The sequence below is a fragment of the Streptomyces sp. NPDC043878 genome (assembly GCF_056435735.1).
This window is the reverse complement of sequence record NZ_JBWKDW010000006.1, coordinates 204,046-225,769: the sequence shown is the minus strand read 5'-3', so window position 1 is coordinate 225,769 and position 21,724 is coordinate 204,046. Positions and strand designations below refer to the sequence as shown.

Genomic DNA, 21,724 nt, shown 5'->3' with positions numbered 1-21,724 from the left:
GCATACTGGTGAGGCCGCAAAGGGTGTCGTACTAGGAGTTACGGAGTGACGGAGGCTCAGGACCGGAAGCCGCGGTCGGACGAGGCCAGGGGCGGTTTCGCCGCTTCCGGAGCGGACGGCGAGTCGCAGACGACGTCCGAGTTCGCGCTCCCGCGGGGGCTCGCCGTGGCCAGGCCCGGCACGGAGTCGGAGACGACGTCGGAGTTCGCCGTCCCCGACGGTCTCGACGTCCCGCACTCCCCCGGCGGCGACTCCGAGGGGTCGGCTTTCAGCCGGCCGCGCACCTACAGCTCCCGGCAGGCCCCGCCCGCGTTCACCCCGGCGGGCGGTGTGCCCGTGGTCAGTCTGACCAAGGACGTGCCCTGGCAGGACCGGATGCGCACGATGCTGCGGATGCCGGTGACCGAGCGGCCCGCGCCGGAGTTGGTGCAGAAGGCGGAGGAGGAGGGCCCGGCCGTCCCGCGCGTGCTGGACCTGACGCTGCGCATCGGCGAGCTGCTGCTGGCGGGCGGCGAGGGCGCGGAGGACGTCGAGGCGGCGATGTTCGCGGTCTGCCGCTCCTACGGCCTCGACCGCTGCGAGCCGACCGTCACCTTCACCCTGCTGTCGATCTCGTACCAGCCGTCCCTGGTGGACGACCCGGTGACGGCGTCGCGGACCGTGCGCCGCCGGGCCACCGACTACACCCGGCTCGCGGCCGTCTTCCAGCTGGTGGACGACCTCAGCGACCCGGAGACCCAGACCTCCCTGGAGGAGTCCTACCGGCGGCTCGCGGAGATCCGCCGCAACCGGCATCCGTACCCCACCTGGGTGCTGACCGCGGCGAGCGGGCTGCTGGCGGGCGCGGCCTCCGTGCTCGTCGGCGGTGACCTGGTCGTGTTCGTCGCGGCCGCGCTCGGCGCGATGCTCGGCGACCGCCTGGCCTGGCTCAGCGCGGGGCGCGGACTGCCGGAGTTCTACCAGTTCACGGTGGCCGCGATGCCGCCGGCCGCGATCGGCATCGCGCTGACACTGGCGCACGTCGACGTGAAGGCGTCCGCGGTGGTCACCGGTGGGCTGTTCGCGCTGCTGCCCGGGCGGGCCCTGGTGGCGGGCGTGCAGGACGGGCTGACCGGCTTCTACATCACCGCGGCGGCGCGGCTGCTGGAGGTCATGTACTTCTTCGTCGGCATCGTCACCGGGGTGCTGATGATGCTGTACGTCGGGGTGCAGCTGGGCGCCCATCTCAACCCCGACGCGGCCCTGGGCAGCGCCGACCGGCCGCTGTGGCAGATCGGCGCGTCGATGCTGCTGTCGCTGACCTTCGCCGTGCTGTTGCAGCAGGAGCGGTCCACGGTGCTGGCGGTGACGCTGAACGGGGGCGTCGCCTGGTCGGTGTACGGCGCGATGCACTACACCGGCGGCATCTCACCGGTCGCCTCCACGGCCGTCGCGGCGGGGCTGGTCGGACTGTTCGGGCAGTTGCTGTCCCGCTACCGGTTCGCGTCCGCGCTGCCTTACACGACCGCGGCGATCGGGCCCCTGCTGCCGGGGTCGGCCACGTACTTCGGGCTGCTGGCGATCGCGCAGAACGAGGTCGACAAGGGCCTGGTGTCGCTCACCAAGGCGGCCGCCCTGGCGATGGCCATCGCCATCGGGGTGAATCTCGGGTCGGAGATCTCGCGGTTGTTCCTGCGGGTGCCGGGCGGCTCCGCCGGTGGCCGGCGGGCCGCGAAGCGGACGCGCGGCTTCTGACCGGCGGACGCCGGCGCCCACACGGTGGGGGTTGGGGGGCCGGTCAGTAGCCCCCGTTGTGCGGGTACTGCTGGGAGCCGTACGGCTGCTGGTTCGGGTTCGGGTCCGGGTTCTCGTGCGAGCCGTACGGCTGCTGGTTGTGGTTCTGGTCCGGGTTCTGCTGGGAGCCGTACGGCTGCTGGTTCGGGGTCTGCTGCGAGCCGTACGGCTGCTGGTTCTGGTTCGGGTTCTGCTGCGAGCCGTACGGCTGCCGGCCGTAGCCCTGGGGGTACTGCTGCGGGGCGGGCTGCTGCTGGGGCGCCTGGCCGTAGTACTGGTCGTAGCCGTACTGCTGCCGGCCCTGGTCGCCCTGGTCGCCGTACTGCTGCTGGTGCTGGTCGGTGGACGGGACGCGGCGCAGCTGGGTCGTCGCGTCGTCCATCGCCGGCTGCTGCCAGGCGGACCGGTCGTGGCCGTCGGACCGGTCGGGCTGCTGGGCGGGAGCGGCGGGCTGGGACGGGTTCTTCTTGTTCTTGGAGCGCGCGCGCAGGTACTCGATGGCGATCGGGATCACCGAGACCAGCACGATCAGGATCAGGATCGCCTCGATGTTCTTGTTCACGAAGTCGATCTTGCCGAGCCAGGAGCCGAGCAGGGTGACGCCCGCACCCCACAGGACGCCGCCGATGACGTTGAAGACGAGGAACGAGCGGTACCTCATGCCGCTGACGCCGGCGATGATCGGCGTGAACGTGCGCACGATCGGCACGAAGCGGGCCAGCACCAGGGACTTCGGGCCGTACTTCTCGAAGAACTCGTGCGCCTTGACGACGTTCTCCTGCTTGAAGAGGCGCGAGTCCGGCCGGTTGAACAGCGAGGGGCCGACCTTCCTGCCGAACATGTAGCCCGCCTGGTCGCCGAGGATCGCGGCGACGCAGATGAGGGCGATCGCCGCCCACAGCGGGAAGTCCAGCTGCTTCGACGTGATCAGCAGACCGCAGGTGAACAGGAGCGAGTCACCGGGCAGGAAGAACCCGATGAGCAGGCCCGACTCCGCGAAGACGATGAGGAGCAGACCCCAGATGCCGAAGTTGTCCAGCAGGGTGTTGGGGTCCAGCCAGCTCGGTCCGAGGGCAAACGTCGTCACGGTTCCGGGCTCCTGAGGGGGTGGAGGGAGGTTCGGCGCGGTTGCGGCTGCGTCAAAGCTATCAACGCGGTGTGTCCGCCCCAGGTTCCACGGGTGTCTCCGGGATGCGCTGTGAGCCCGCAGGGACAAGGCTGTGCACCATGGGCATCGAAGAATACGGCGGCGGTCAGGGCCCTCGGCCCGACGTCCTGGTCGTGACCACGAACGACGTACCCGGCCACCGCGTGCAGGAGGTCATCGGCGAGGTCTTCGGACTCACCGTGCGCTCCCGGCACCTCGGCAGCCAGATCGGCGCGGGCCTGAAGTCGATGGTCGGCGGTGAGCTCAAGGGCCTCACCAAGACGCTCGTGCAGACCCGCAACCAGGCCATGGAACGGCTCGTCGAGCAGGCCCGCGCGCGCGGGGCGAACGCCGTGCTGATGTTCCGGTTCGACGTGACCGAGGCGGCCGACCTGGGCACCGAGGTGTGCGCGTACGGCACGGCGGTGGTCCTGGCCCGGGAGTGAGGCCCCCGGGCCGGGACAGGTGCCCGGGCGCCGGCTACGCGCGCGTGGCGCGAGCCGCGTTCGCCGTGATCGCCGCCCTGAGGTGCTCGGCGAGGCCCGGCCGCACGGAGTCGTAGAACGCCTTGAAGCGCTCGTCGGAGACGTACATCCCGGCGAGGTCCTGGTGGAAGTCGTACGAGCACTCGTAGAACCATGTGCGGATGTGCTGCCGGTGCTCCTCCGCCAGGTCCATGGCGGCCTCGCCGGCCGGCGGCTCACCGGCGGCCATCAGGGCGTCGTAGCGGGCGCTCCAGTCCTCGACCTCGGCGTGCATGCGTTTCCAGTCGTCCTTGGTGTAGCGGGCCGCGCGGCGCTGCGACTCGGCGTACATGTCCGTGCCGCCCCAGCGTTGTTCGGCCTCCTCGGCGTACCGGCCGGGGTCCTTGTCCCCGAAGACCTCGAACCGTTCCTCGGGCGTGAGGTTGATGCCCATCCTGCGTGCCTCCATCGCCTGCTCCACGGCCGCCGCCATGCTGCGCAGTCGCTCGATCCGGGCGGTCAGCAGTTCGTGCTGCCGGCGCAGGTGCGCGCGCGGGTCCGCGTCCGGGTCGTCGAGCAGCGCGGCGACCTCCTCGAGCGGGAAGCCGAGCTCCCGGTAGAACAGGATGCGCTGCAGCCGGTCGAGGTCGGCGTCGCTGTAGCGCCGGTGGCCCGCACGGCTGCGCCCGCCCGGGGCGAGCAGGCCGATGGCGTCGTAGTGGTGCAGGGTGCGCACCGTGACTCCGGCGAATCCGGCCACCTGTCCCACGGAGTAGCTCACTTCCGCTCCCTTCTCGGTACGCCCCCCACGCTGCCGCCTCACGTCACGTGAGGTGCAAGCGCGCCCGCCCTCAAGCTGTTGCGTCCGTTTTGCCCGTCTATGGTGGGCGCGTGGCCCAGGACACCGCGCAGCAGTCACCCGCCGCACCGGCTGCCCCGGCAAGGATGCTGCTGGCGATGCTCCTGCCCGCGCTCCTGGTGGGCGTGGGCGCGAGTCTGTCGCTCCTCGCGGTGAGCGCGCTCGGCGAGCAGTTGCAGCACGTGCTCTGGGCGTATCTGCCGGACGCGCTGGACATCGGCCGGTACTCCGTCTTCTGGATGTTCGTCGTGCTCACGGCCACGGGCGTGGCGGTCGGGCTGGTGGTCTGGAGGGTCCCTGGCCACGCCGGGCCCGACCCGGCCACCACCGGCCTCGCCGCCCCCGTCCTGCCGCCGGGCGTGCTGCCGGGACTGGCGCTGGCGACCGTGCTGATGCTCGCGGGCGGGCCGAGCCTCGGCCCGGAGAACCCGATCATCGCGGTGAACGTCGCACTCGCCTTCTGGCTGGGGCATCGGCTGGTTCCCCGGATGCCGGGGCCGCTGTGGGTGATGCTGGCGGAGGCGGCCACGATCGGTTCGCTGTTCGGCACGCCGGTGGCGGCCGCCCTGGTGCTCTCCGAGGCGCTGGCCGTCCGACAGGTCGGAGGAGCGCTGTGGGACAACGTCTTCGCACCGCTGGCCGCGGCCGCGGCGGGCGCCATGACGACCAGTCTGGTCGCCGAGCCGTCCTTCGACCTGCGTCTGCCCCCGTTCGGCACGCCCGGCTGGAGCGATCTGCTGGCGGCGCTGGTGATCTCGTCCCTGGCGGCGGTGCTCGGCATGTGCGCCGTGTACGCCTTCCCCTCCGTCCACCGCGCGTTCTCCCGCCTCCGGCACCCCATGGTGGCGCTCCCGGCCGGCGGACTCGTACTGGGGCTCCTGGGGGCCCTGGGCGGTCATCTGACGCTGTTCAAGGGGCTGGACGAGATCGCGGAGCTGGCGCGCGATCCCGACGGCTGGTCGGCCGGGCAGTTCGCCACCATGTCGGTGGTGAAGCTGGCGGCGCTGCTCGTCGCCGCGTCCTGCGGCTTCCGGGGCGGGCGGATCTTCCCTGCCGTGTTCGTCGGGGTGGCGTTCGGCCTGGGCGCCCACGCCCTGGTGCCCGCGGTGCATCCGGCGGTCGGCGTCGCGACGGGCGTGCTGGGCATGCTGCTCGCCATCACCCGGCAGGGCTGGCTGAGTCTGTTCACGGCCGCCGTCCTGGTGGCCTCCCCGACGATCCTCGCCCTGCTCTGCATCGCCTCGCTGCCCGCCTGGCTGCTGGTCACCGGCCGGCCGCAGATGCAGCTCCGCGCGGACGGAACCCCGGTCCGCTGACCCCCACCCGTGCCGCGCGCGACCTCCCCCGGTCCCCGTCAACCGCCGTCCGACCAGCCGTCCCGCCGATCCACTCGTCCCGCCGACCCAGCCGTCCGCCGTCCGACCCAGCCGTCCCGCCGTCCGATCCCTTTCGATCTCGTTCGATCCCGTCCCATCCTGTGAGGAGTCACTTCATGCCGCTTCACCAGGGGCCCGAGAAGCCCGACGAGCGCCCGATCTCCGTCAACCCCTTCTACGGCGACGCGAATCCGGTCAGCGGCATGACCGAGGCACCGCCCCGGCACCGGCTCCCGGCCACGCCCCTGCCGCCCGCGACGGCCTATCAGCTGGTGCACGACGAGCTGATGCTGGACGGCAACTCGCGCCTCAACCTCGCCACCTTCGTCACCACCTGGATGGAACCGCAGGCCGGGGTCCTGATGGGTGAGTGCCGGGACAAGAACATGATCGACAAGGACGAGTACCCGCGCACCGCCGAGCTGGAGCGGCGCTGTGTGGCGATGCTCGCGGACCTGTGGAACGCGCCCGATCCGGGGACCGCCGTGGGCTGTTCGACAACCGGGTCGAGCGAGGCGTGCATGCTCGCCGGGCTGGCGCTCAAACGCAGGTGGGCGCAGCGCAACGCCGACCGCTACCCCGGCCGGGACACCCGCCCGAACCTCGTCATGGGCGTCAACGTCCAGGTCTGCTGGGACAAGTTCTGCAACTTCTGGGAGGTCGAGGCGCGCCAGGTGCCCATGGAGGGCGACCGGTACAACCTCGACCCGGAGGCGGCGGCCGCGCTGTGCGACGAGAACACCATCGGGGTGGTCGGCATCCTCGGCTCGACCTTCGACGGTTCCTACGAGCCGATCGCGGACCTGTGCGCCGCGCTCGACCGGTTGCAGGAGAGGACGGGCCTCGACGTCCCCGTGCACGTCGACGGCGCGTCCGGCGCGATGGTCGCCCCGTTCCTCGACGAGGACCTGGTCTGGGACTTCCGGCTCCCGCGCGTGGCGTCGATCAACACCTCGGGGCACAAGTACGGGCTGGTCTACCCGGGTGTCGGCTGGGCGCTGTGGCGGGACAGGGAGTCGCTGCCCGAGGAGCTGGTGTTCCGCGTCAACTACCTGGGCGGTGACATGCCGACGTTCGCACTGAACTTCTCGCGCCCCGGCGCCCAGGTGGTCGCGCAGTACTACACGTTCCTGCGGCTGGGCCGGGAGGGGTTCCGGGCCGTGCAGCAGGCCACGCGTGACGTGGCCCGCGGCGTCGCCGACCAGGTGGAGGCGCTCGGCGACTTCCGGCTGCTGACCCGGGGCGACCAACTGCCCGTCTTCGCCTTCACGACGGCGCCGGGCGTGGAGGCGTACGACGTGTTCGACGTCTCCCGGCGGCTGCGCGAGCACGGCTGGCTGGTGCCCGCGTACACCTTCCCGCCGAACCGGGAGGACCTGTCCGTCCTGCGGGTCGTGTGCCGCAACGGCTTCTCCAGCGACCTGGCGGAGCTGTTCGTGGAGGACCTGGGCCGGCTGCTTCCGGAACTGCGCCGCCAGCCGCATCCCGCGACACGGGACAAGGCGGCGGCGACCGGGTTCCATCACTGAGCGCCGCCGGAAGGTCGGGGGCCGGTACGCCACGCCGTCACGGCGGGTCCGGACGCCACGCCGTCACGGCGGGTCCGGACGCCACGCCGTCACGGCGGGTCCGGGCGCCACGCCGTCACGGCGGGTCCGGGCGCCACGCCGGAAGGGCGGGTCCGGACGTGGGACCACTCGTGCGCGCCCCAGTACTCCAGGTCGTCGCGCACCTGGTAGCCGTGGGCGCGCCCGCGCTGACGAACCGCGCCGAGCACGAGCAGGCGGATCGCTGACATGCGGCCCGGGCTATGGGCCGCGGCTCAGCCGGCCTGCTCCCGTGACACCAGCTCGAAGGCGGTCCTGCCGTCCAGGGACTCCCGGATGATGTCGGCGTGGCCGGCGTGCCGGGCCGTCTCGCGGATCAGGTGCAGCATCAGCCAGCGCACCGAGACGGCCTCGTCCGGCGGGAACCAGGGCGCGTCGGGCAGCGGGAAGGTGTCGTCGAGGCTGGGGACCGAACGGACGTACGCCTCCGTCTCGGCGGCCACCCGCTCCCCGTACGCGAGTTGCTGCTCGACGCTCTCGCCGTCCATGAGCACGAAGCACTCGTGCCAGTTCGACTCGTCCCGCTTCACCGCCGGCGCCTCGCCCCTGGCCCGCGCAACCCAGCCCTGTTCGGTCTCGACGACATGCTTGAGCAGCCCGCCGAGGGACAGCTCGCTCGCGCTGGGGCGGGACGCGGCCTGCTCCGCCGTCAGCCCGAGCAGCGCCCTGCGGACACCGCCCCGCTCCTCGGCCAGGAACGAGAGCAGCGCTCCACGCTCGTCGCCCGGGGCTTCCGCGCGTACGTGAGTGACCATGACCTGCCGCCTTTCGCCGGGTCCGGGAGAGCCGCACCCTCCCACACCGTCAACGCTACGGGCCCTTGCGGTCAGCTGCTGTCCGCAAGGGCCCGCACCGGTCGCACATCGGTCCCCCATCGGTACACAGGAGGGAGAAGATCAGAACGGGAAGGCGCTGCGCCCGTGCTGCACCGAGATCCACTTGAGCGTGGTGAACGCGTCCAGCATGGTCTCCCCGTTCAGGCGGCCGATGCCGGAGCTCTTCTCACCGCCGAAGGGCACGATCGGCTCGTCGTGGACGGTGCCGTCGTTGACGTGGAACATGCCCGTCTCGATCTGCTTGGCGAAGTTCACGCCCCGCTCGATGTCGGCGGTGTGGACGGCGCCGCTCAGCCCGTAGGGGCTGTCGTTGACGAGGCGCACGGCCTCCTCCTCGCCGTCGAACGGGATGAGGAAGGCGACCGGGCCGAAGAGCTCCTGCCGCAGCAGCGCGGAGTCGGCGGGCAGGCCGGTCAGCACGGACGGCGCGACCAGGTTGTCCGTGGTCGAGCCGTGCAGCAGCGCGGTGGCACCGTCGGCGATCGCCTGCTCGACGGCGGCCGAAACGGCGTCCGCCTGCGAGGAGTTGATCAGCGGGCCGATGACGGTCTCGGGGTCCCGCGGGTCGCCGACCTTGAGGGTCCTGACCTTGGCGACGAACTTCTCGGTGAACTCCTCCTCGACCGCACGGTCGACCAGGACACGGTTCGCGGCCATGCAGACCTGGCCCTGGTGGACGTACCGGCTGAAGACGGCCGCGTCCACGGCGTAGTCGATGTCGGCGTCCTCCAGCACCACCAGGGCGCTGTTGCCGCCGAGTTCGAGGACGGAGCGCTTGAACTGCGAGGCGCAGACGGTGGCGACGTGCCGGCCGACCTTGTCGGAGCCGGTGAAGGAGATGACCTTCGCGAGGGGGTGCTCCAGGAAGGCGTCGCCGATCTCGGCGATGTCGGTGATGACGACGTTGAGCAGACCGCCGGGCAGGCCGGCCTCCTCGAAGATCTTCGCGACCAGGGAGCCGCCGACGATCGGGGTGTTCTGGTGGGGCTTGAGCACCACGCCGTTGCCGAGGGCCAGCGCCGGCGCGACGGACTTGATCGACAGCAGGAAGGGGAAGTTGAAGGGGCTGATCACCCCGACGACGCCGACCGGGACGCGGTAGACGCGGTTCTCCTTGCCGTCGATCGGCGAGGGGATGATCCGGCCCTCGGGCCGCAGCGCCAGGTGGACCGCCTCGCGCAGGAACTCCTTGGCGAGGTGCAGTTCGAAGGCCGCCTTGAGGCGGGTGCCGCCGAGTTCGGCGACGATCGCGTCGGAGATCTCGGACTCGTGCTCCTCGATCACCCTCAGGGCCTTCTCGAAGACCGCGCGGCGCGCGTAGGCGTTGGTCGCGGCCCACTGCTTCTGGGCGCGGGCGGCCGCCTGGTACGCGTCGTCGACCTCGTCCACCGTGGCTATGGTGATCGACGCCAGCTTCTCGCCGTCGTACGGGTTGAAGTCGATGATGTCCCAGGAACCCGTGCCCGGGCGCCACTCGCCGTCGATGTACTGCTGAGCCAAGTCGGTGAAGTACGACGACATGTGATCCCTCAATCCCCTGATACGACCGACGTCACGATCTGATCACACGTCATCGTACGTGTGTTTCAGGGGAGTTGGCGGCCACTTGGGGCCGGTCCGGCAGGTCCGGGGGAAAACCCTCAGGAGAGCTGGATCAGGCCCCGCAGCAGGTCCCGGCTCTCGTCCGGCCCCGGGCTGTCCTGCTGGAGCTCCTTGAGCGCCTTCTCGTACTGGGCCACGTCCTCCTGCTTGTCCAGGTACAGCGCGCTGGTGAGCTGCTCCAGGTACACGACGTCCGAGAGGTCGGACTCCGGGAAGCTGAGGAGCGTGAACGCGCCGGACTCGCCGGAGTGACCGCCGAAGCTGAACGGCATGACCTGCAGCCGCACGTTGGGCCGCGCGGAGATCTCGATCAGGTGCTGGAGCTGGCCGCGCATCACCTCGCGGTCGCCGTAGGGCCGGCGCAGGGCGGCCTCGTCCAGGATGACGTGGAACTCGGGACCGCCGTCGGAGAGCAGGTACTTCTGCCGCTCCAGGCGCAGTGCCACGCGCCGTTGCACGTCCGCCTCGCTCGCGCCCTTCATGCCGCGCCGCACGACCGCGCGCGCGTACGCCTCGGTCTGCAGCAGGCCGTGCACGAACTGCACCTCGTAGGCGCGGATGAGGGAGGCGGCGCCCTCCAGGCCCACGTAGGTGGGGAACCAGCTGGGCAGGACGTCCGAGTAACTGTGCCACCAGCCCGCGACGTTGGCCTCCTTGGCCAGGGACAGGAGCGACAGCCGCTCCGCCTCGTCCGTGATGCCGTACAGCGTCAACAGGTCCTCGACGTCCCGTGTCTTGAAGCTCACCCGGCCCAGCTCCATCCGGCTGATCTTGGACTCCGAGGCGCGGATCGAGTACCCCGCCGCCTCACGCGTGATCCCGCGCGCCTCGCGCAGCCGCCTGAGTTGCGAGCCGAGCAGCATCCGCCGCACCACCGATCCGGGCTCTCCCGCGCTCACGTTCGCCAGCCTCCCCAACCGTCTTCAGAGGCCGAAGTCTGCCACTAAAACACTCCGAGCAGTACTCGTCCGATTACAGAGATGGAAATAAGTCAAGGATTCCGCGCACGACCGGGACAGGAACGGCGAAGAAGTGACGGTCGCTGGCTGCGAATATGGCGGAAAAAATGGCCAACAAGCGGTACGGGAGGGCTCAATTCGGTCGCGTGCACGTGCATCTGCCCTTGCATCTGCTGTACGCATCCGAAACCATGGTCTCGCGCAACCGCTGCATCGCAACGACCGCGAACCCCGGGAGTGCCTCGCATGGGGATGAATGGATCGACCATGCTCGAGCCGTTACGGCAGGGCCTTCCGCCACTGGATCCCGCAGCTGTGTCCAGCGCCGCCTCGTGTGCTCTGCCCGCCCGCTACGAAGCGGTGCGCGAGGCACGGCAGTTCACCCGCAGAACGCTCGACCAGTGGGACATGAGCGACCGCTTCGACGACGTCTGTCTCGTGGTCTCCGAACTGGTCACCAACGCCCTGCGGCACGCGCTGCCCGCCAACACCCCGCGCATACCGGAGCAGAACCCGCCCGTCCGCCTGCACCTCATGCGCTGGACGGAGCGACTGGTGTGCGCGGTGCGCGACCCCAGCCACTACAGCCCGATCGCACGCGAGGCGGACGACTTCTCGGCGGAGTCGGGCCGCGGCCTGTTCCTCGTGGACTCGTTCGCGGACAGCTGGGGCTGGCACCCGCTGGCCGGCACGCTGGGCGGCAAGGTCGTCTGGGCGCTGTTCCGGCTCCAGACAAAGATCGCGGAATGAGGAACCGCGGCGCCTTCTGACGCCGCGGTTCTACGCGCGTTACGCAGCGCGACGCGTCGATCGGCTTCGGTCACACCCGGGTCGGAGCCCGGGTCAGCCCGCGATCAGGTGGTCGAACTCGCCGTCCTTGATGCCCAGGAGCATCGCCTCGATCTCGGCGCGCGTGTAGACGAGCGCGGGACCGTCGGGAAAGCGCGAGTTGCGCACGGCCACGTCCCCGCCGGGCAGCCGGGCGAACTCCACGCAGGAACCCTGCGAGTTGCTGTGCCGACTCTTCTGCCAGGCCACCCCGTCCAGATGTGTGGCCGCCATGCCGTTGTGCGCGTGGAACACGTCGTACCCCCCGTAAACGCCGTCAACGTCGTGGTCCACAGGTCGCTCCCCGGTGGTGCACTGGCTGATGTGGCCATTGATGCAGTGGTCAACTGTTCCGGATCATAGCTCTGTTCACAGTGCAGATGCATGGGCAGATGCACGTGCACGCCGGGTGTTCCCGTGGTTACAGCTCGGCCGGCCGCACCACCGGAGCCGTTCCGGTGTCCGCCTCGGAACTCACCGAATTCTTCGTGTACTAGAGACAGACGCATACCAGGGCCTTACTGTTCCAACCCCCGCGTGATCGTCCGGTGAAGGCTCTCCGGACGGCCGGTTCCCGCCCTCCCGGCCGGTTCCCGCGCGTCGTCCCGCCGGACCGCCCACCGGACCGGCCTGGTAGCGTGCTGCGACCGTTTCGGCCAACCGGGCCGACGCGACCGCAGGCCCGACCACTGCGGGCGTCCTCGACCGGCTACAGCTTGGGAGCTTCCAGTGACTACGGCGACCACGGAGACCACTCCCGGCACGGCAACGGTCTCACGGCGGCGGCGGCTGCGGATCGCGGCGGGGGCCGTGGCGCTGGCGGGCTCGCTGGCCCTGACGGCCTGCGGCGGCGGGAACGGCGGCTCCGACGACACCTCCTCCGGCGACCCCAGCGCCTCGGCGAGCGCGGACACGGGCGGCACGTCCGGCGGCCCGTCGTCCTCGTCGTCCTCGGCGGCCGCCGGAAAGCTCGCGGGCAGCTGGCTCGCGACGACCGACGGCAAGGCCGTGGCCCTGGTGGTCAACGGCACGCAGGCCGGCGTCTTCACGACCGGCGGGAGCGTGTGCAGCGGCACCGCGAAGGAGGAGGCGGGCATGCAGATGATCCGCCTCAAGTGCACGGACGGCAGCAAGGACCGGGCGGTCGGGATGGTCGACTCAGTCGGCAAGTCGACGCTGAAGGTCACCTGGCAGCAGGGCATCGGCTCGGAGACGTTCACCAGGACGGTAGGCGGAACGCTGCCGTCGGGGCTGCCCACGGCCAGCCTGGGGTCGTAGGCGCGTCGCGGTCGCGTTGTGGGCGCGTAGTGGTCGCGGTCGCGTAGTGGTCGCAGGCGCGTCGCGGCCGTAGGCGCGGTCGCGTAGTGGTCGCGGTCGCGGTCGCGTTGTGGTCGCAGCCGCGTTGTGGTGGTAGGCGCAGTCGCGTAGTCGTCGCGGTCGTAGACGCGTAGTAGGGCGGCGGGGCGCGGGACGGCGCGCGGTGGGGCGTTCCGGAGCGGGGCACGGCGGGAGGGTGCGGGGCGGCCCGGGTTCCGCAACCGATGTGCGGGTTCGTGCGTGATGATCCATGCACGAACCGATCCCCACGTTTTGTGCGCGGTGGCCGTGCGCGCGATGATCTGCTGCGCGTGCGGGTGATCCACGTACGCGATCATGTGCTTCGCCCGCGCGGTGAACCCGCGTGGACGATCACCGACATCGCGTACGTGGTGACACGCACGCCGTCACCGACGTACCGACGTCCCCCGTCCCGCCCCCAGAGGACCCCACATGCGCGCCTTGCCCATCGCCGTCACCGCTCTGGCCGCGGCTCTGCTTCTGACCGCCTGCGACAGCGGCGGCGACTCGGCCACCAGCCAGGACAGCAAGCCCGCAGGCCAGGACGGCACGGCCTGCACGATCGACGGGGTCGCGGTGCAGGTCGGCCCCGCCAGCGCCGCCCCCGCCGCCGGAGACACCGGCAACGTGCCCGTCACGATCACCAACCACGGCGCCGCGTGCACCCTGAACGGGCTGCCCACCGTCAGCCTCCACGCGGGCGGCACCTCGGCCGCCGTCGCGCCCGACCGGGCCGCCAAGGCCCAGCAGCTGACCCTCGCGAAGGACACCGCGGCGTCCTTCACGCTCACCTACGTGCGCGGCGAGGCCGGTGGCGACAAGAGCCTCGCCGTGAAGACGGCGACGTTCGCCCTGCCGGGCGGCAAGGCCACCCACAGCTTCGCGTGGTCGTACGGCGAGGTCGCGCTGAAGGCCGCCAAGGGCGAGCCGGACGCGTCGGTGAGCGCGTTCCAGCCGGCCGGCGACTAGGCCGGCCGGGGCCGGCTCACCGGAGCGGCCGCCGGGCTCCGACCTGGGCCCGGTCGGCCGCTTCGGCGCCCTCCGTCCAGCCGGCCTCGTCGCTGACACCGCGCAGGCGGGTCGTGGTCGTACGCGGGAAGAGGTGGTCGAGGCGGTCGCCGACCGCCAGGTCCCGGGTGGCCAGGACCGGCAGCAGGTCCTGGGTCACCTGGGTCTCGGCGGCCGCGGCGAGCCGACTGCCGACGCGGTGGGCGTAGGCCGCCAGGAAGGACTGCCGGAAGGTCTTGGTCCGCTTGCGGCCGCCCGCGCGCTGGGCGGCCTCCGCCCTCGTCATCGCGGTCTCCGCCTGCACGAGCAGCGAGGTGTAGAGGAGTTCGACCACCTCCAGGTCGGTGTCGAAGCCGACGACGGTGGAGAAACCGAGGCTCTCGTTCCACACCGCGCGGCAGTGGTTCGCGGTGGCGACCGCGTCCAGCAGCACCGCCTTGGCCTGCTCGTACGGCGGCTCGACCCCGATACGGCAGGCCCCGGGCACGTCCCCGGCCGGCGCCCCGGCGGCGAGCAGCGCCTCGTCGACGCTGTGCCGGGCCATCAGTTCCTGCGCCTTCGCACTGAGCGCCTCCGCCTCCTCCGGGTAGCCGGTCGCCTCCGCCTTGGCGAGCAGCGCGCGGATGCGGGAGAGCATGCGCGACTCGGGCCGCCGCTCACGCCGCGCCCCCGCCGACCGAAGGGGCTCCGAGGGCTCCTGGGGCTCCAGGGGCTCCAGCGTGGGCAGGCCCAGCAGCAGGCGGTACAGCTCCAGGACAGTGGTGGCGTGCGTGAAGCGGTCGGGCCGGGGGGTGCGCTGCCCATGCTGGTCGGGCCGGACGAGTTCGGCGAGTTCGGCGAGCTGGGTGGCCCAGCGGGGGCTCCGGGGGCGGTGTCGCGCGGACTGCTTGGGCGGCTGGTCCGGCGACGACTCGGCGAGGATCAGTGACGCGACCAGGCGCACGTGGACGTCGTCCAGTTCGCGCCGGACGATCCGTACGAGGTCGGCGGGCTGCCAGCCGCGCCGCCAGGCCGTCGCCACGAACTCCTCACCGCGCCGGGTGAGTTCGGCGTCCGCGCCGGGGTCGGAGGCGAGCAGCGAGGCGCCCGTGTCGAGGGACGTGTCGGTGTCGGCGTAGAGGGCGGCCCGGAAAGCGCGCTCGACGGTGCTGGTCGTACTCACCCGGCGATCGTCTCACCCGCGCGTCGCGGCCCCGGAGGGCGGCGACGGTCGACGTCAACCGAGGGTTGACACCCCCCACCTGTCAACCTACGGTTGACACATGACGACGAAGCCGACCATCACGTCCTCCGTACGCCTCGACGACCTCATCGCGGCCATCAAGAACGTTCACCCCGACGCCCTCGACCAGCTTGAGGACGCGGTCATCGCCGCGGAACACCTCGGTGACGTGGCCGACCACCTGATCGGTCACTTCGTGGACCAGGCGCGCCGCTCCGGCGCGTCCTGGACCGAGATCGGGAAGAGCATGGGGGTGACCCGGCAGGCCGCGCAGAAGCGGTTCGTGCCGAAGGAGTCGACGGGCCTCGACCCCAACCAGGGCTTCGGCCGGTACACCCCGCGCGCCCGCGCGGTGGTGATGGCCGCCCACAACGAGTCCGTCGCCGCCCGCAACGCCGAGGGCCGCCCCGAGCACCTGGTGCTCGGTCTGCTGGCCGAGCCGGAGGGCCTGGCCGCCAAGGCGATCACCGCGCACGGCGTACTCCTGGACTCCGTCCGCCAGGCCGCCACCGCGGCGCTGCCGCCCGCCGCGGACGAGGTCCCGGAACTCGTCCCCTACGGCTCCGACGCCAAGAAGGTCCTGGAGCTCACCTTCCGCGAGGCCCTGCGCCTCGGCCACAACTACGTCGGCACCGAGCACATCCTGCTCGCCCTGCTGGAGTTCGAGCACGGCCAGGGGGTTCTGTCGGGCCTCGGCCTCACCAAGGCGACGGCGGAGCAGCACATCGCCAGGGCACTCAGCGCCTTCGTCGTGGGGGGCGAGCCCGGAACCGAGACCGAGCAGGACTGAGCAGGAGCGAGGGGCTGGGGCCAGGGCTCGAGGGCTGGGGCTGGGGGCTGGGGGCTCGGGGGGCCGAGCGGGGTCGGCAGGGCCGCCAGGGCCGCCAGGGCTGGAGGATGGGGCGTCGGGTTGCCGCCGGGCACGGCCGCCGCGAGGGGCTGACGCCGGGGCGTCCGTACGGCCGGTTCCCCGGGGTGTGCCCGGCTGGTTCCCCTGGGGTGTACCCGGCCGTACGGACGTGTGCCGGGGTGCGCCCGGCCGGTGCTGGGGTGCGCCCGGCCGGTGCCCGGGGTGCGCCCGGCTCGTACCCGCCTCCGGTGAGCGGGAGCGGGGGCGTTGTCAGAGGTGGCTGGCAGACTCGCAGCATGGCCGACCGGTGGGTGCTCGCTCCGGCCGAGGACGGTGGCGCGGAGATCGCCCCCCTCGGTCCGGACGGGCTGCCCGCGGGCCCCGTGCTGCGGGAGGCGGACCTCGCCGCCGCCGTGCGCGGGCGGCCGGAGGTCACCCGCTGGGTGTGGCGTTCGACGCCCGAGGTCTATCCGCGCCTGCTCGCCGCGGGGGTGCGAGTGGAGCGGTGCTACGACATCGAGGACGCCGAGACGCTGCTCCTCGGCCACGAGGGCCGGTCGGGCGAACCCCGGTCGGCCGCGGCCGCCCTGGCCCGGCTGCGCCGCGGCCCGGTACCGCCCGATCCGCCGCAGCGGGCCGCCGAACCCGGCTCGCAGTCCCCGCTCTTCGAGCCGCAGACCGTGCACGTGCCCCTGGCCGACCTCGCCGAGGTGTACGCCGAGCAGCAGCGCCGGCATGATCGGGCCGCCCATCCGGAGCGCATGCGGCTGCTGACGGCGGCCGAGTCGGCCGGGATGCTGGTCGCCGCCGAGATGAACCGGTCCGGGCTGCCGTGGAGCGCCGAGGTGCATCGCCGGCTGCTGCACGAACTGCTCGGCGAGCGGTACGCCGGCGGGGGTGAGCCCCGCCGCCTGGCCGAGCTCGCCGACGAGGTGTCCGCCGCCTTCGGCCGCCGGGTCCGGCCCGATCTGCCCGCCGACGTCATCAAGGCGTTCGCTCGGGCCGGGATCAGGATCAAGTCGACGCGGCGCTGGGAGATCGAATCCCTGGACCACCCTGCGGTGAAGCCTCTGGTCGAGTACAAGAAGCTCTACCGCATCTGGGTCGCCCACGGTTGGTCCTGGCTCCAGGACTGGGTGCGGGACGGCCGGTTCCGGCCCGAGTTCCTCGCCGGCGGCACCGTCACCGGGCGCTGGGTCACCAACGGCGGAGGCGCCCTGCAGATCCCCAAGGTGATCCGGCGTGCCGTCGTCGCCGACCCCGGCTGGCGGCTCGTCGTCGCCGACGCCGACCAGATGGAGCCCCGGGTACTGGCCGCCATCTCCCGCGACCCCGGTCTGATGGAGGTGGCCGGGCGGGCGAGCGACCTCTACCAGTCCGTCTCCGACCGCGCGTTCTCCGGCGACCGCGCCCAGGCCAAGCTCGCAGTGCTCGGCGCGGTGTACGGCCAGACCTCCGGCGACGGCCTCAAGAACCTCGCCGCCCTCCGCCGCCGCTTCCCCAAGGCGGTGGCCTACGTAGACGACGCCGCCCGCGCGGGCGAGGAGGGGCGGCTCGTGCGGACCTGGCTCGGGCGGACCTGCCCGCCGGCGGCCGGAGCGGGCGAGGACCCGGCGGAGGAGGCGGGCATCCCCCTCACCGAGGACGAGACGGAGGGGCAGCCCGGTGGGCGGCCCGGCGGACCGTTCGGAGGGCGGTCGGGCGGCCAGGCCGACGAACCGTCCGGCGGGGCGCCCGGCGGGCCGGACTGGACCCCGGGGTACGCCTCCGGCAACGCCCGGGCGAGGGGCCGGTTCGCCCGCAACTTCGTCGTCCAGGGCAGCGCCGCCGACTGGACGCTGCTGCTGCTCGCCGCGCTCCGCCAGTCCTGCGCGACGATGGCCGCCGAACTGGTGTTCTTCCAGCACGACGAGGTGATCGTGCACTGCCCCGAGGAGGAGGCCGCGACGGTTGTGGCCGCGATCCAGCAGGCGGCGGACCTCGCCGGACGCCTGACGTTCGGCGAGACACCGGTGCGGTTCCCGTTCACCACGGCGGTGGTGGGGTGCTATGCGGACGCCAAGTGAGCAACGCCGGGGGCCGGCCGACCCGGGCGGCGGGGGCAGTCGCGGCCGGAGCGGAATGCCGACGGCGGCCGGTGCGGGGACCGTTGTGAGCGACGAGGGGCCGGCCACGCTCGGCGCCGGAGCAATCGTGAGCGCCGAGGGTCTGCCCCGGTCAGCGCCGCGTCAGTCCTGAGCGCCGAGGAGCCGGCCGCCGTCGGCGCCGGGGCAATCGTGAGCGCCGAGGGTCTGCCCCGGTCAGCGCCGCGTCAGTCCTGAGCGCCGAGGAGCCGGCCGCCGTCGGTGCCAGGGCAGTCATGAGCGCCGAAGGGCCGGCCGCCGTCGGCGCCGCGTCAGTCGCGGTCGGTCAGCAGGTCCCGCAGCTCCGCCACGACCGCCTTCTCGTCCGTCCCGTCCAGCGCGTCGAGAGCCGACCGCCACTCCTCGTACGCCTCCTCGGCGCGCCCCGACTCCCGCAGCAGCAGGCCGTACTGGTGGCGGCCGAGACCGCCCATGTAGCGGTCGGCGCGGTCGTCGGCCCGACGCAGCAGTTCCGCGCACTCGCGGCCGGCCCGGGACGGTCGGCCGAGCTGCCGCAGCGCGCGCACCAGGCCGAGCCGGGTCTGGGACTCGCCGTGCCAGTCACCGTGGCCGCCGAGGATGCGCAGGCTCTCCTCGAAGTGGGGCAGCGCGGCGGCGGGTTCACCGAGACGGAGATGGGCGTAGCCGATGTTGCAGTGCGCGGAGTGCCGCACGATGACGTTGCCGATCTCGTCGCCGAGGGCGAGGGAGCGCCGGTGCTGTTCGATGGCGGCCCGCGGGTCGGTGTGCTCGTACAGGTTGCCGAGGTGGCTGTAGGTCACGGCCTCGCCGTGCGGGTCGTCCAGTTGCCGGGAGAACTCCAGGCTCTGCCGCAGCGCCCGCTCCGACTCGGCGTACCGGCCGAGGCCTTCGAGCAGCAGTCCGCGGTTGTTGAGGCACCGGCGCATCCGGGAGACCGCGCCGCGCCGCCGCCAGATCGCGAGGGCCCCGTCGTTGAGGGTGAGGGCCTCGCCCTGCCGGCCGGTCAGGAAGTGCACGCCCGCGAGGTCGCCCAGCGCGTACGCCTCGGCCGCCTCGTCACCGAGCCGCCGCGCCACCTTCAGGGCGGCCCGGCCGAGCACCTCCATCTCGGCGACGCGGCCACTGCGCTGGACGTACGGCAGGACGAGGCGCAGCAGGGCGGAGACGCGCGCCGCCGTACGGTCGTCGGGGTCCTCGACGTGCCCCTCCACCAGCGCCACGACGTTCTCCAGCTCCAGGTCTCCCCAGCCGAAGGCCTCCGCCGGGCCGGCGAAGGGCCGGGCGGCGGCGACGTGCACCGCGTGTTCGGGCAGTTGGGCCGAGGTGGGCCTGCGGCGGTCGTCCTGGTCGAGTCCGGGTTCGACGATCGCGGTGAGGGTGCGCTCGGCGACGGCCGCGTACCAGCTGAGGGCCGCGGTGACCGAGCGGGCACTCGGGATGTCGCCGTCGGCCGGGTCGCCGTCGGGTGCGGTGCCGGCCACCTCGCGGGCGAAGTCGCGGACCAGGTCGTGGGGTGCGTAACGGCCGTACGACGTCTCCTCCAGCAGTGCCACGTCGACGAGCCGGTCCAGGGCGGCCTCGGCGCGGGCCTCGTCGGTGCCGGCCAGCCGGGCCAGGAGGGGCGCGCCGTACGCCGGGAGGTCGACACCGCCGATGTGGCGCAGGGCGAGGGCCGCGTCCCGGTCGGCCCGGCGGTCCGAGGCGGCGAGCGCGTCATGGGCGACGGCGAGGGAGCGGCGGACACTGAGGTCGTCGTACTCCAGGTGCGACAACCGGCTCTCGGCGGCGGCCAGTTGACCGGCCAGCGCGTCCGGGGTGAGGGCGCGGCGGGCGGCCAGCCGGGCGGCGACCACGCGCAGGGCCAGGGGCAGGCGGCCGGTGAGCGCGACGAGCGGATGGTCCGCGCCGAGGGCGTCCCGGCCGGAGACCGCCCGCAGCAGTGCCGCGCTGTCCTCACCGCTCAGCGGGGCGAGCGGAAAACGGCGTGCCCCGTCCAGCGCGGTCAGCGGCGAGCGGCTGGTGACGATCACCGCGCAGTCCTCGCCGGCCGGCAGCAGCGGCCGTACCTGGGCGGCGTGCGCGGCGTCGTCCAGCACCATCAGCGTCCGGGTCGGTGCGAGCAGCGACCGCAGCAGGGCGGCCGCCGCGTCGGGGTGCTCGGGGATACGGCGGGGCTCGGTGCCGAGGTCGCGCAGCAACGCGGTGAGCGCCTGGAGAGGCGTGAGCGGAGCCATGCCCGGGGTGGCGCCGTGCAGGTTGACGTAGAGCTGACCGTCGGAAAAACGTTCCCGCAGGCCGTGCGCCACGTGCAGGGCGAGGGCGCTCTTGCCGACACCGGCCATCCCGCTGATGACAGCCACGGCCAAATGCCCGCCGCCTGAAGCCAGCACGCGACGCAGACCGTCGAGGACGACGGCCCGCCCTGTGAAGCACCCGATCGGCGGAGGAAGTTGGGCGGGACGGGGTGGGGGGAGAGGGGCGGGGACGGGGGCGGGGACGGGGGCTTCGGTGGGGGTGGCGGGCGTGCTCGGGCCGTCGGTCCTGGGGGCGCTGTCATCGGATTCGGTGGTGTCGACGGGTTCGGTGATGCCGGTGGTGTCGACGGACTCGGTGGTGCTGGCGGTGCCGGGGATGTTGGCGGTGTGGGCGGGGCTGGCGGGGCGGGTGTCGTCGCCGGGGTCCACGGGCTCGCCGATGCCTGCCGCGCCGGTGGAGTCCACGGCGGCCGTGGCATCCACGGCGTCTACGGCGCCCGTGGCGTCCATGGCGCCCCTGGCATCCGCAGGGTCCGCGGGGTCCGCGGGGTCGGAGACCGCGTAGGCGATGTCCCGCAGCACCTCCACATGGGCCTGCCGCACCGTCGGCCCCGGCTCGATGCCGAGTTCCTCGACGAGGCGGGTGCGCAGGTCGCGGTGGACGGCCAGGGCCTCGGCCTGCCGACCTGTGCGGTGCAGGGCCAGCATCAACTGCCGGTGGTACGCCTCCCGGAGCGGATGCTCGGCTGCCAGCGCCGCCAACTCCGGTACGAGGGTGGCGAGGCGGGCCGGACTCGTGACGCGCGTAGCGGTGACGGCCAGTTCGGCGTCGTAGCGCCATTCGAGGACGAGCAGGCGCGCCTCCTTCAGGCGCTCCACGAAGGCGTACCCGGCGAACTCGGACGGCAGCCCGCTCAGCGGGGTGCCCCGCCACAGTGCGAGCGCGGCCGCGCACTCGTGGATGACCCGCGCCCAGTTCCGGGCGGCGTGCGCGCCTCGGGCCGCGGCGACATGCCGGTCGAAGACGTGGACGTCCAGTTCGCCGGGCTCGACCCTCAGTTGATAGCCGGGCGGCACGGCACGCAGCCGCTCGGGCTCGTCGAGCAGCCGACGCAGCCGGGTCACGTGATTGTGCAGCGAGGCCCGCGCGGACGGGGGCGGTGCGCCGGCCCAGAGCGCGTCCTTGAGGGAGTCGACGGAGACGGCCCGGCCGGCATCCAGCAACAGGGCCGCGAGCAGCGCCCGCACCTTGGGACTGGTGACACTCCTGACCTCGCCGCCGGTTCCACCGGGGCCGCCGTGAACGTCGTACAGCACCGGCGTTCCCAGCAGTCCGAACCGCAGCTCGCACCGCATCACGCCGTCCACTGCCCTCCCCCGCGCCTCGATCGGCCGCGCCCGCACTCCGCGGTGGCCTTCCGCCGTTTCCGCGTCTCTGATGTCCCGACGTCGCGGCATGTCTGGCGGGTTCCCGCCTCTGCGGGGCGTTTTCCCG

The 21,724-nt window shown here is 72.5% G+C and carries 17 protein-coding genes and 1 pseudogene; 9 read left to right on the top strand and 9 right to left on the bottom strand.

Annotated features, from left to right (window positions below; all coding sequences use genetic code 11):
• Positions 1-45: 45 nt before the first annotated feature.
• Positions 46-1,734, top strand: a complete 1,689-nt coding sequence (locus AC07AZ_RS11425; RefSeq protein ID WP_478846249.1) for a threonine/serine exporter family protein — start codon at positions 46-48, stop codon at positions 1,732-1,734.
• A gap of 43 nt (positions 1,735-1,777) precedes the next feature.
• Here the strand turns inward: AC07AZ_RS11425 and AC07AZ_RS11420 are convergent, their stop codons facing one another.
• On the bottom strand, positions 1,778-2,860 hold the full coding sequence (locus AC07AZ_RS11420; RefSeq protein ID WP_478846247.1) for a DedA family protein: 1,083 nt from the start codon (positions 2,858-2,860) through the stop codon (positions 1,778-1,780).
• A gap of 140 nt (positions 2,861-3,000) precedes the next feature.
• Here AC07AZ_RS11420 and AC07AZ_RS11415 point away from each other — a divergent pair, with 140 nt between their 5' ends.
• Complete coding sequence (locus tag AC07AZ_RS11415; protein ID WP_127178696.1) at positions 3,001-3,366, top strand: YbjQ family protein; 366 nt, start codon at positions 3,001-3,003, stop codon at positions 3,364-3,366.
• Positions 3,367-3,400: 34 nt separating this feature from the next.
• On the opposite strand, the gene AC07AZ_RS11410 is transcribed toward AC07AZ_RS11415, so the two are convergent.
• Positions 3,401-4,165 (bottom strand): MerR family transcriptional regulator, encoded by a 765-nt coding sequence (locus tag AC07AZ_RS11410; RefSeq protein WP_478846244.1) that lies wholly within the window; start codon positions 4,163-4,165, stop codon positions 3,401-3,403.
• Positions 4,166-4,275: 110 nt separating this feature from the next.
• Between AC07AZ_RS11410 and AC07AZ_RS11405 the strand changes: the two genes are divergently transcribed.
• A complete protein-coding gene (locus AC07AZ_RS11405) occupies positions 4,276-5,559 on the top strand; it encodes an ion channel protein (RefSeq protein ID WP_478846242.1) in 1,284 nt (427 codons plus the stop codon).
• A gap of 176 nt (positions 5,560-5,735) precedes the next feature.
• Positions 5,736-7,148: a glutamate decarboxylase gene (gene gad / locus AC07AZ_RS11400; protein ID WP_478846240.1), complete on the top strand. Its 1,413-nt coding sequence runs from the start codon at positions 5,736-5,738 to the stop codon at positions 7,146-7,148.
• A gap of 152 nt (positions 7,149-7,300) precedes the next feature.
• On the opposite strand, the pseudogene AC07AZ_RS11395 reads toward gad, so the two are convergent.
• From AC07AZ_RS11395 to AC07AZ_RS11380, 4 genes and pseudogenes are all read right to left on the bottom strand, one after another.
• Positions 7,301-7,417, bottom strand: a pseudogene (locus AC07AZ_RS11395) (PadR family transcriptional regulator); the annotation flags it as partial.
• 24 nt (positions 7,418-7,441) lie between these two features.
• Positions 7,442-7,981 (bottom strand): DinB family protein, encoded by a 540-nt coding sequence (locus AC07AZ_RS11390; protein ID WP_478846238.1) that lies wholly within the window; start codon positions 7,979-7,981, stop codon positions 7,442-7,444.
• Positions 7,982-8,122: 141 nt separating this feature from the next.
• Positions 8,123-9,583: an aldehyde dehydrogenase family protein gene (locus AC07AZ_RS11385; RefSeq protein ID WP_478846236.1), complete on the bottom strand. Its 1,461-nt coding sequence runs from the start codon at positions 9,581-9,583 to the stop codon at positions 8,123-8,125.
• Positions 9,584-9,702: 119 nt separating this feature from the next.
• Complete coding sequence (locus AC07AZ_RS11380; RefSeq protein ID WP_478846379.1) at positions 9,703-10,527, bottom strand: helix-turn-helix domain-containing protein; 825 nt, start codon at positions 10,525-10,527, stop codon at positions 9,703-9,705.
• 363 nt (positions 10,528-10,890) lie between these two features.
• Between AC07AZ_RS11380 and AC07AZ_RS11375 the strand changes: the two genes are divergently transcribed.
• Positions 10,891-11,373, top strand: coding sequence for an ATP-binding protein (locus AC07AZ_RS11375; RefSeq protein WP_478846234.1), 483 nt, complete (start codon positions 10,891-10,893; stop codon positions 11,371-11,373).
• A gap of 93 nt (positions 11,374-11,466) precedes the next feature.
• Here AC07AZ_RS11375 and AC07AZ_RS11370 read toward each other — a convergent pair whose 3' ends face one another.
• Positions 11,467-11,745: a DUF397 domain-containing protein gene (locus AC07AZ_RS11370; RefSeq protein ID WP_478846232.1), complete on the bottom strand. Its 279-nt coding sequence runs from the start codon at positions 11,743-11,745 to the stop codon at positions 11,467-11,469.
• A gap of 435 nt (positions 11,746-12,180) precedes the next feature.
• Here AC07AZ_RS11370 and AC07AZ_RS11365 point away from each other — a divergent pair, with 435 nt between their 5' ends.
• Both AC07AZ_RS11365 and AC07AZ_RS11360 read left to right on the top strand, forming a co-directional pair.
• Entirely contained in the window at positions 12,181-12,729 is a 549-nt protein-coding gene (locus AC07AZ_RS11365) for a hypothetical protein (protein WP_478846230.1), read from the top strand.
• Between the two features lie 492 nt (positions 12,730-13,221).
• Complete coding sequence (locus tag AC07AZ_RS11360) at positions 13,222-13,758, top strand: DUF4232 domain-containing protein (protein ID WP_478846228.1); 537 nt, start codon at positions 13,222-13,224, stop codon at positions 13,756-13,758.
• Positions 13,759-13,774: 16 nt separating this feature from the next.
• Here AC07AZ_RS11360 and AC07AZ_RS11355 read toward each other — a convergent pair whose 3' ends face one another.
• Positions 13,775-14,959 (bottom strand): DUF2786 domain-containing protein, encoded by a 1,185-nt coding sequence (locus tag AC07AZ_RS11355; protein ID WP_478846226.1) that lies wholly within the window; start codon positions 14,957-14,959, stop codon positions 13,775-13,777.
• A 100-nt stretch (positions 14,960-15,059) separates the two neighbouring features.
• On the opposite strand from AC07AZ_RS11355, the gene AC07AZ_RS11350 reads away from it, so the two are divergent.
• Positions 15,060-15,809, top strand: a complete 750-nt coding sequence (locus tag AC07AZ_RS11350) for a Clp protease N-terminal domain-containing protein (protein ID WP_478846224.1) — start codon at positions 15,060-15,062, stop codon at positions 15,807-15,809.
• Positions 15,810-16,165: 356 nt separating this feature from the next.
• Positions 16,166-17,935: a bifunctional 3'-5' exonuclease/DNA polymerase gene (locus AC07AZ_RS11345; protein WP_478846222.1), complete on the top strand. Its 1,770-nt coding sequence runs from the start codon at positions 16,166-16,168 to the stop codon at positions 17,933-17,935.
• A 329-nt stretch (positions 17,936-18,264) separates the two neighbouring features.
• Here the strand turns inward: AC07AZ_RS11345 and AC07AZ_RS11340 are convergent, their stop codons facing one another.
• A complete protein-coding gene (locus AC07AZ_RS11340; RefSeq protein WP_478846377.1) occupies positions 18,265-21,585 on the bottom strand; it encodes an AfsR/SARP family transcriptional regulator in 3,321 nt (1,106 codons plus the stop codon).
• Positions 21,586-21,724: the final 139 nt, after the last annotated feature.

Coding starts and splice junctions, on each gene's coding strand:
- AC07AZ_RS11360 (WP_478846228.1), top strand. CDS start 13,222: ATGCGCGCCTTGCCCATCGCCGTCACCGCTCTGGCCGCGGCTCTGCTT.
- AC07AZ_RS11385 (WP_478846236.1), bottom strand. CDS start 9,583: ATGTCGTCGTACTTCACCGACTTGGCTCAGCAGTACATCGACGGCGAG.
- gad (WP_478846240.1), top strand. CDS start 5,736: ATGCCGCTTCACCAGGGGCCCGAGAAGCCCGACGAGCGCCCGATCTCC.
- AC07AZ_RS11350 (WP_478846224.1), top strand. CDS start 15,060: ATGACGACGAAGCCGACCATCACGTCCTCCGTACGCCTCGACGACCTC.
- AC07AZ_RS11375 (WP_478846234.1), top strand. CDS start 10,891: ATGCTCGAGCCGTTACGGCAGGGCCTTCCGCCACTGGATCCCGCAGCT.
- AC07AZ_RS11345 (WP_478846222.1), top strand. CDS start 16,166: ATGGCCGACCGGTGGGTGCTCGCTCCGGCCGAGGACGGTGGCGCGGAG.
- AC07AZ_RS11340 (WP_478846377.1), bottom strand. CDS start 21,585: ATGCGGTGCGAGCTGCGGTTCGGACTGCTGGGAACGCCGGTGCTGTAC.
- AC07AZ_RS11380 (WP_478846379.1), bottom strand. CDS start 10,527: ATGCTGCTCGGCTCGCAACTCAGGCGGCTGCGCGAGGCGCGCGGGATC.
- AC07AZ_RS11415 (WP_127178696.1), top strand. CDS start 3,001: ATGGGCATCGAAGAATACGGCGGCGGTCAGGGCCCTCGGCCCGACGTC.
- AC07AZ_RS11390 (WP_478846238.1), bottom strand. CDS start 7,981: ATGGTCACTCACGTACGCGCGGAAGCCCCGGGCGACGAGCGTGGAGCG.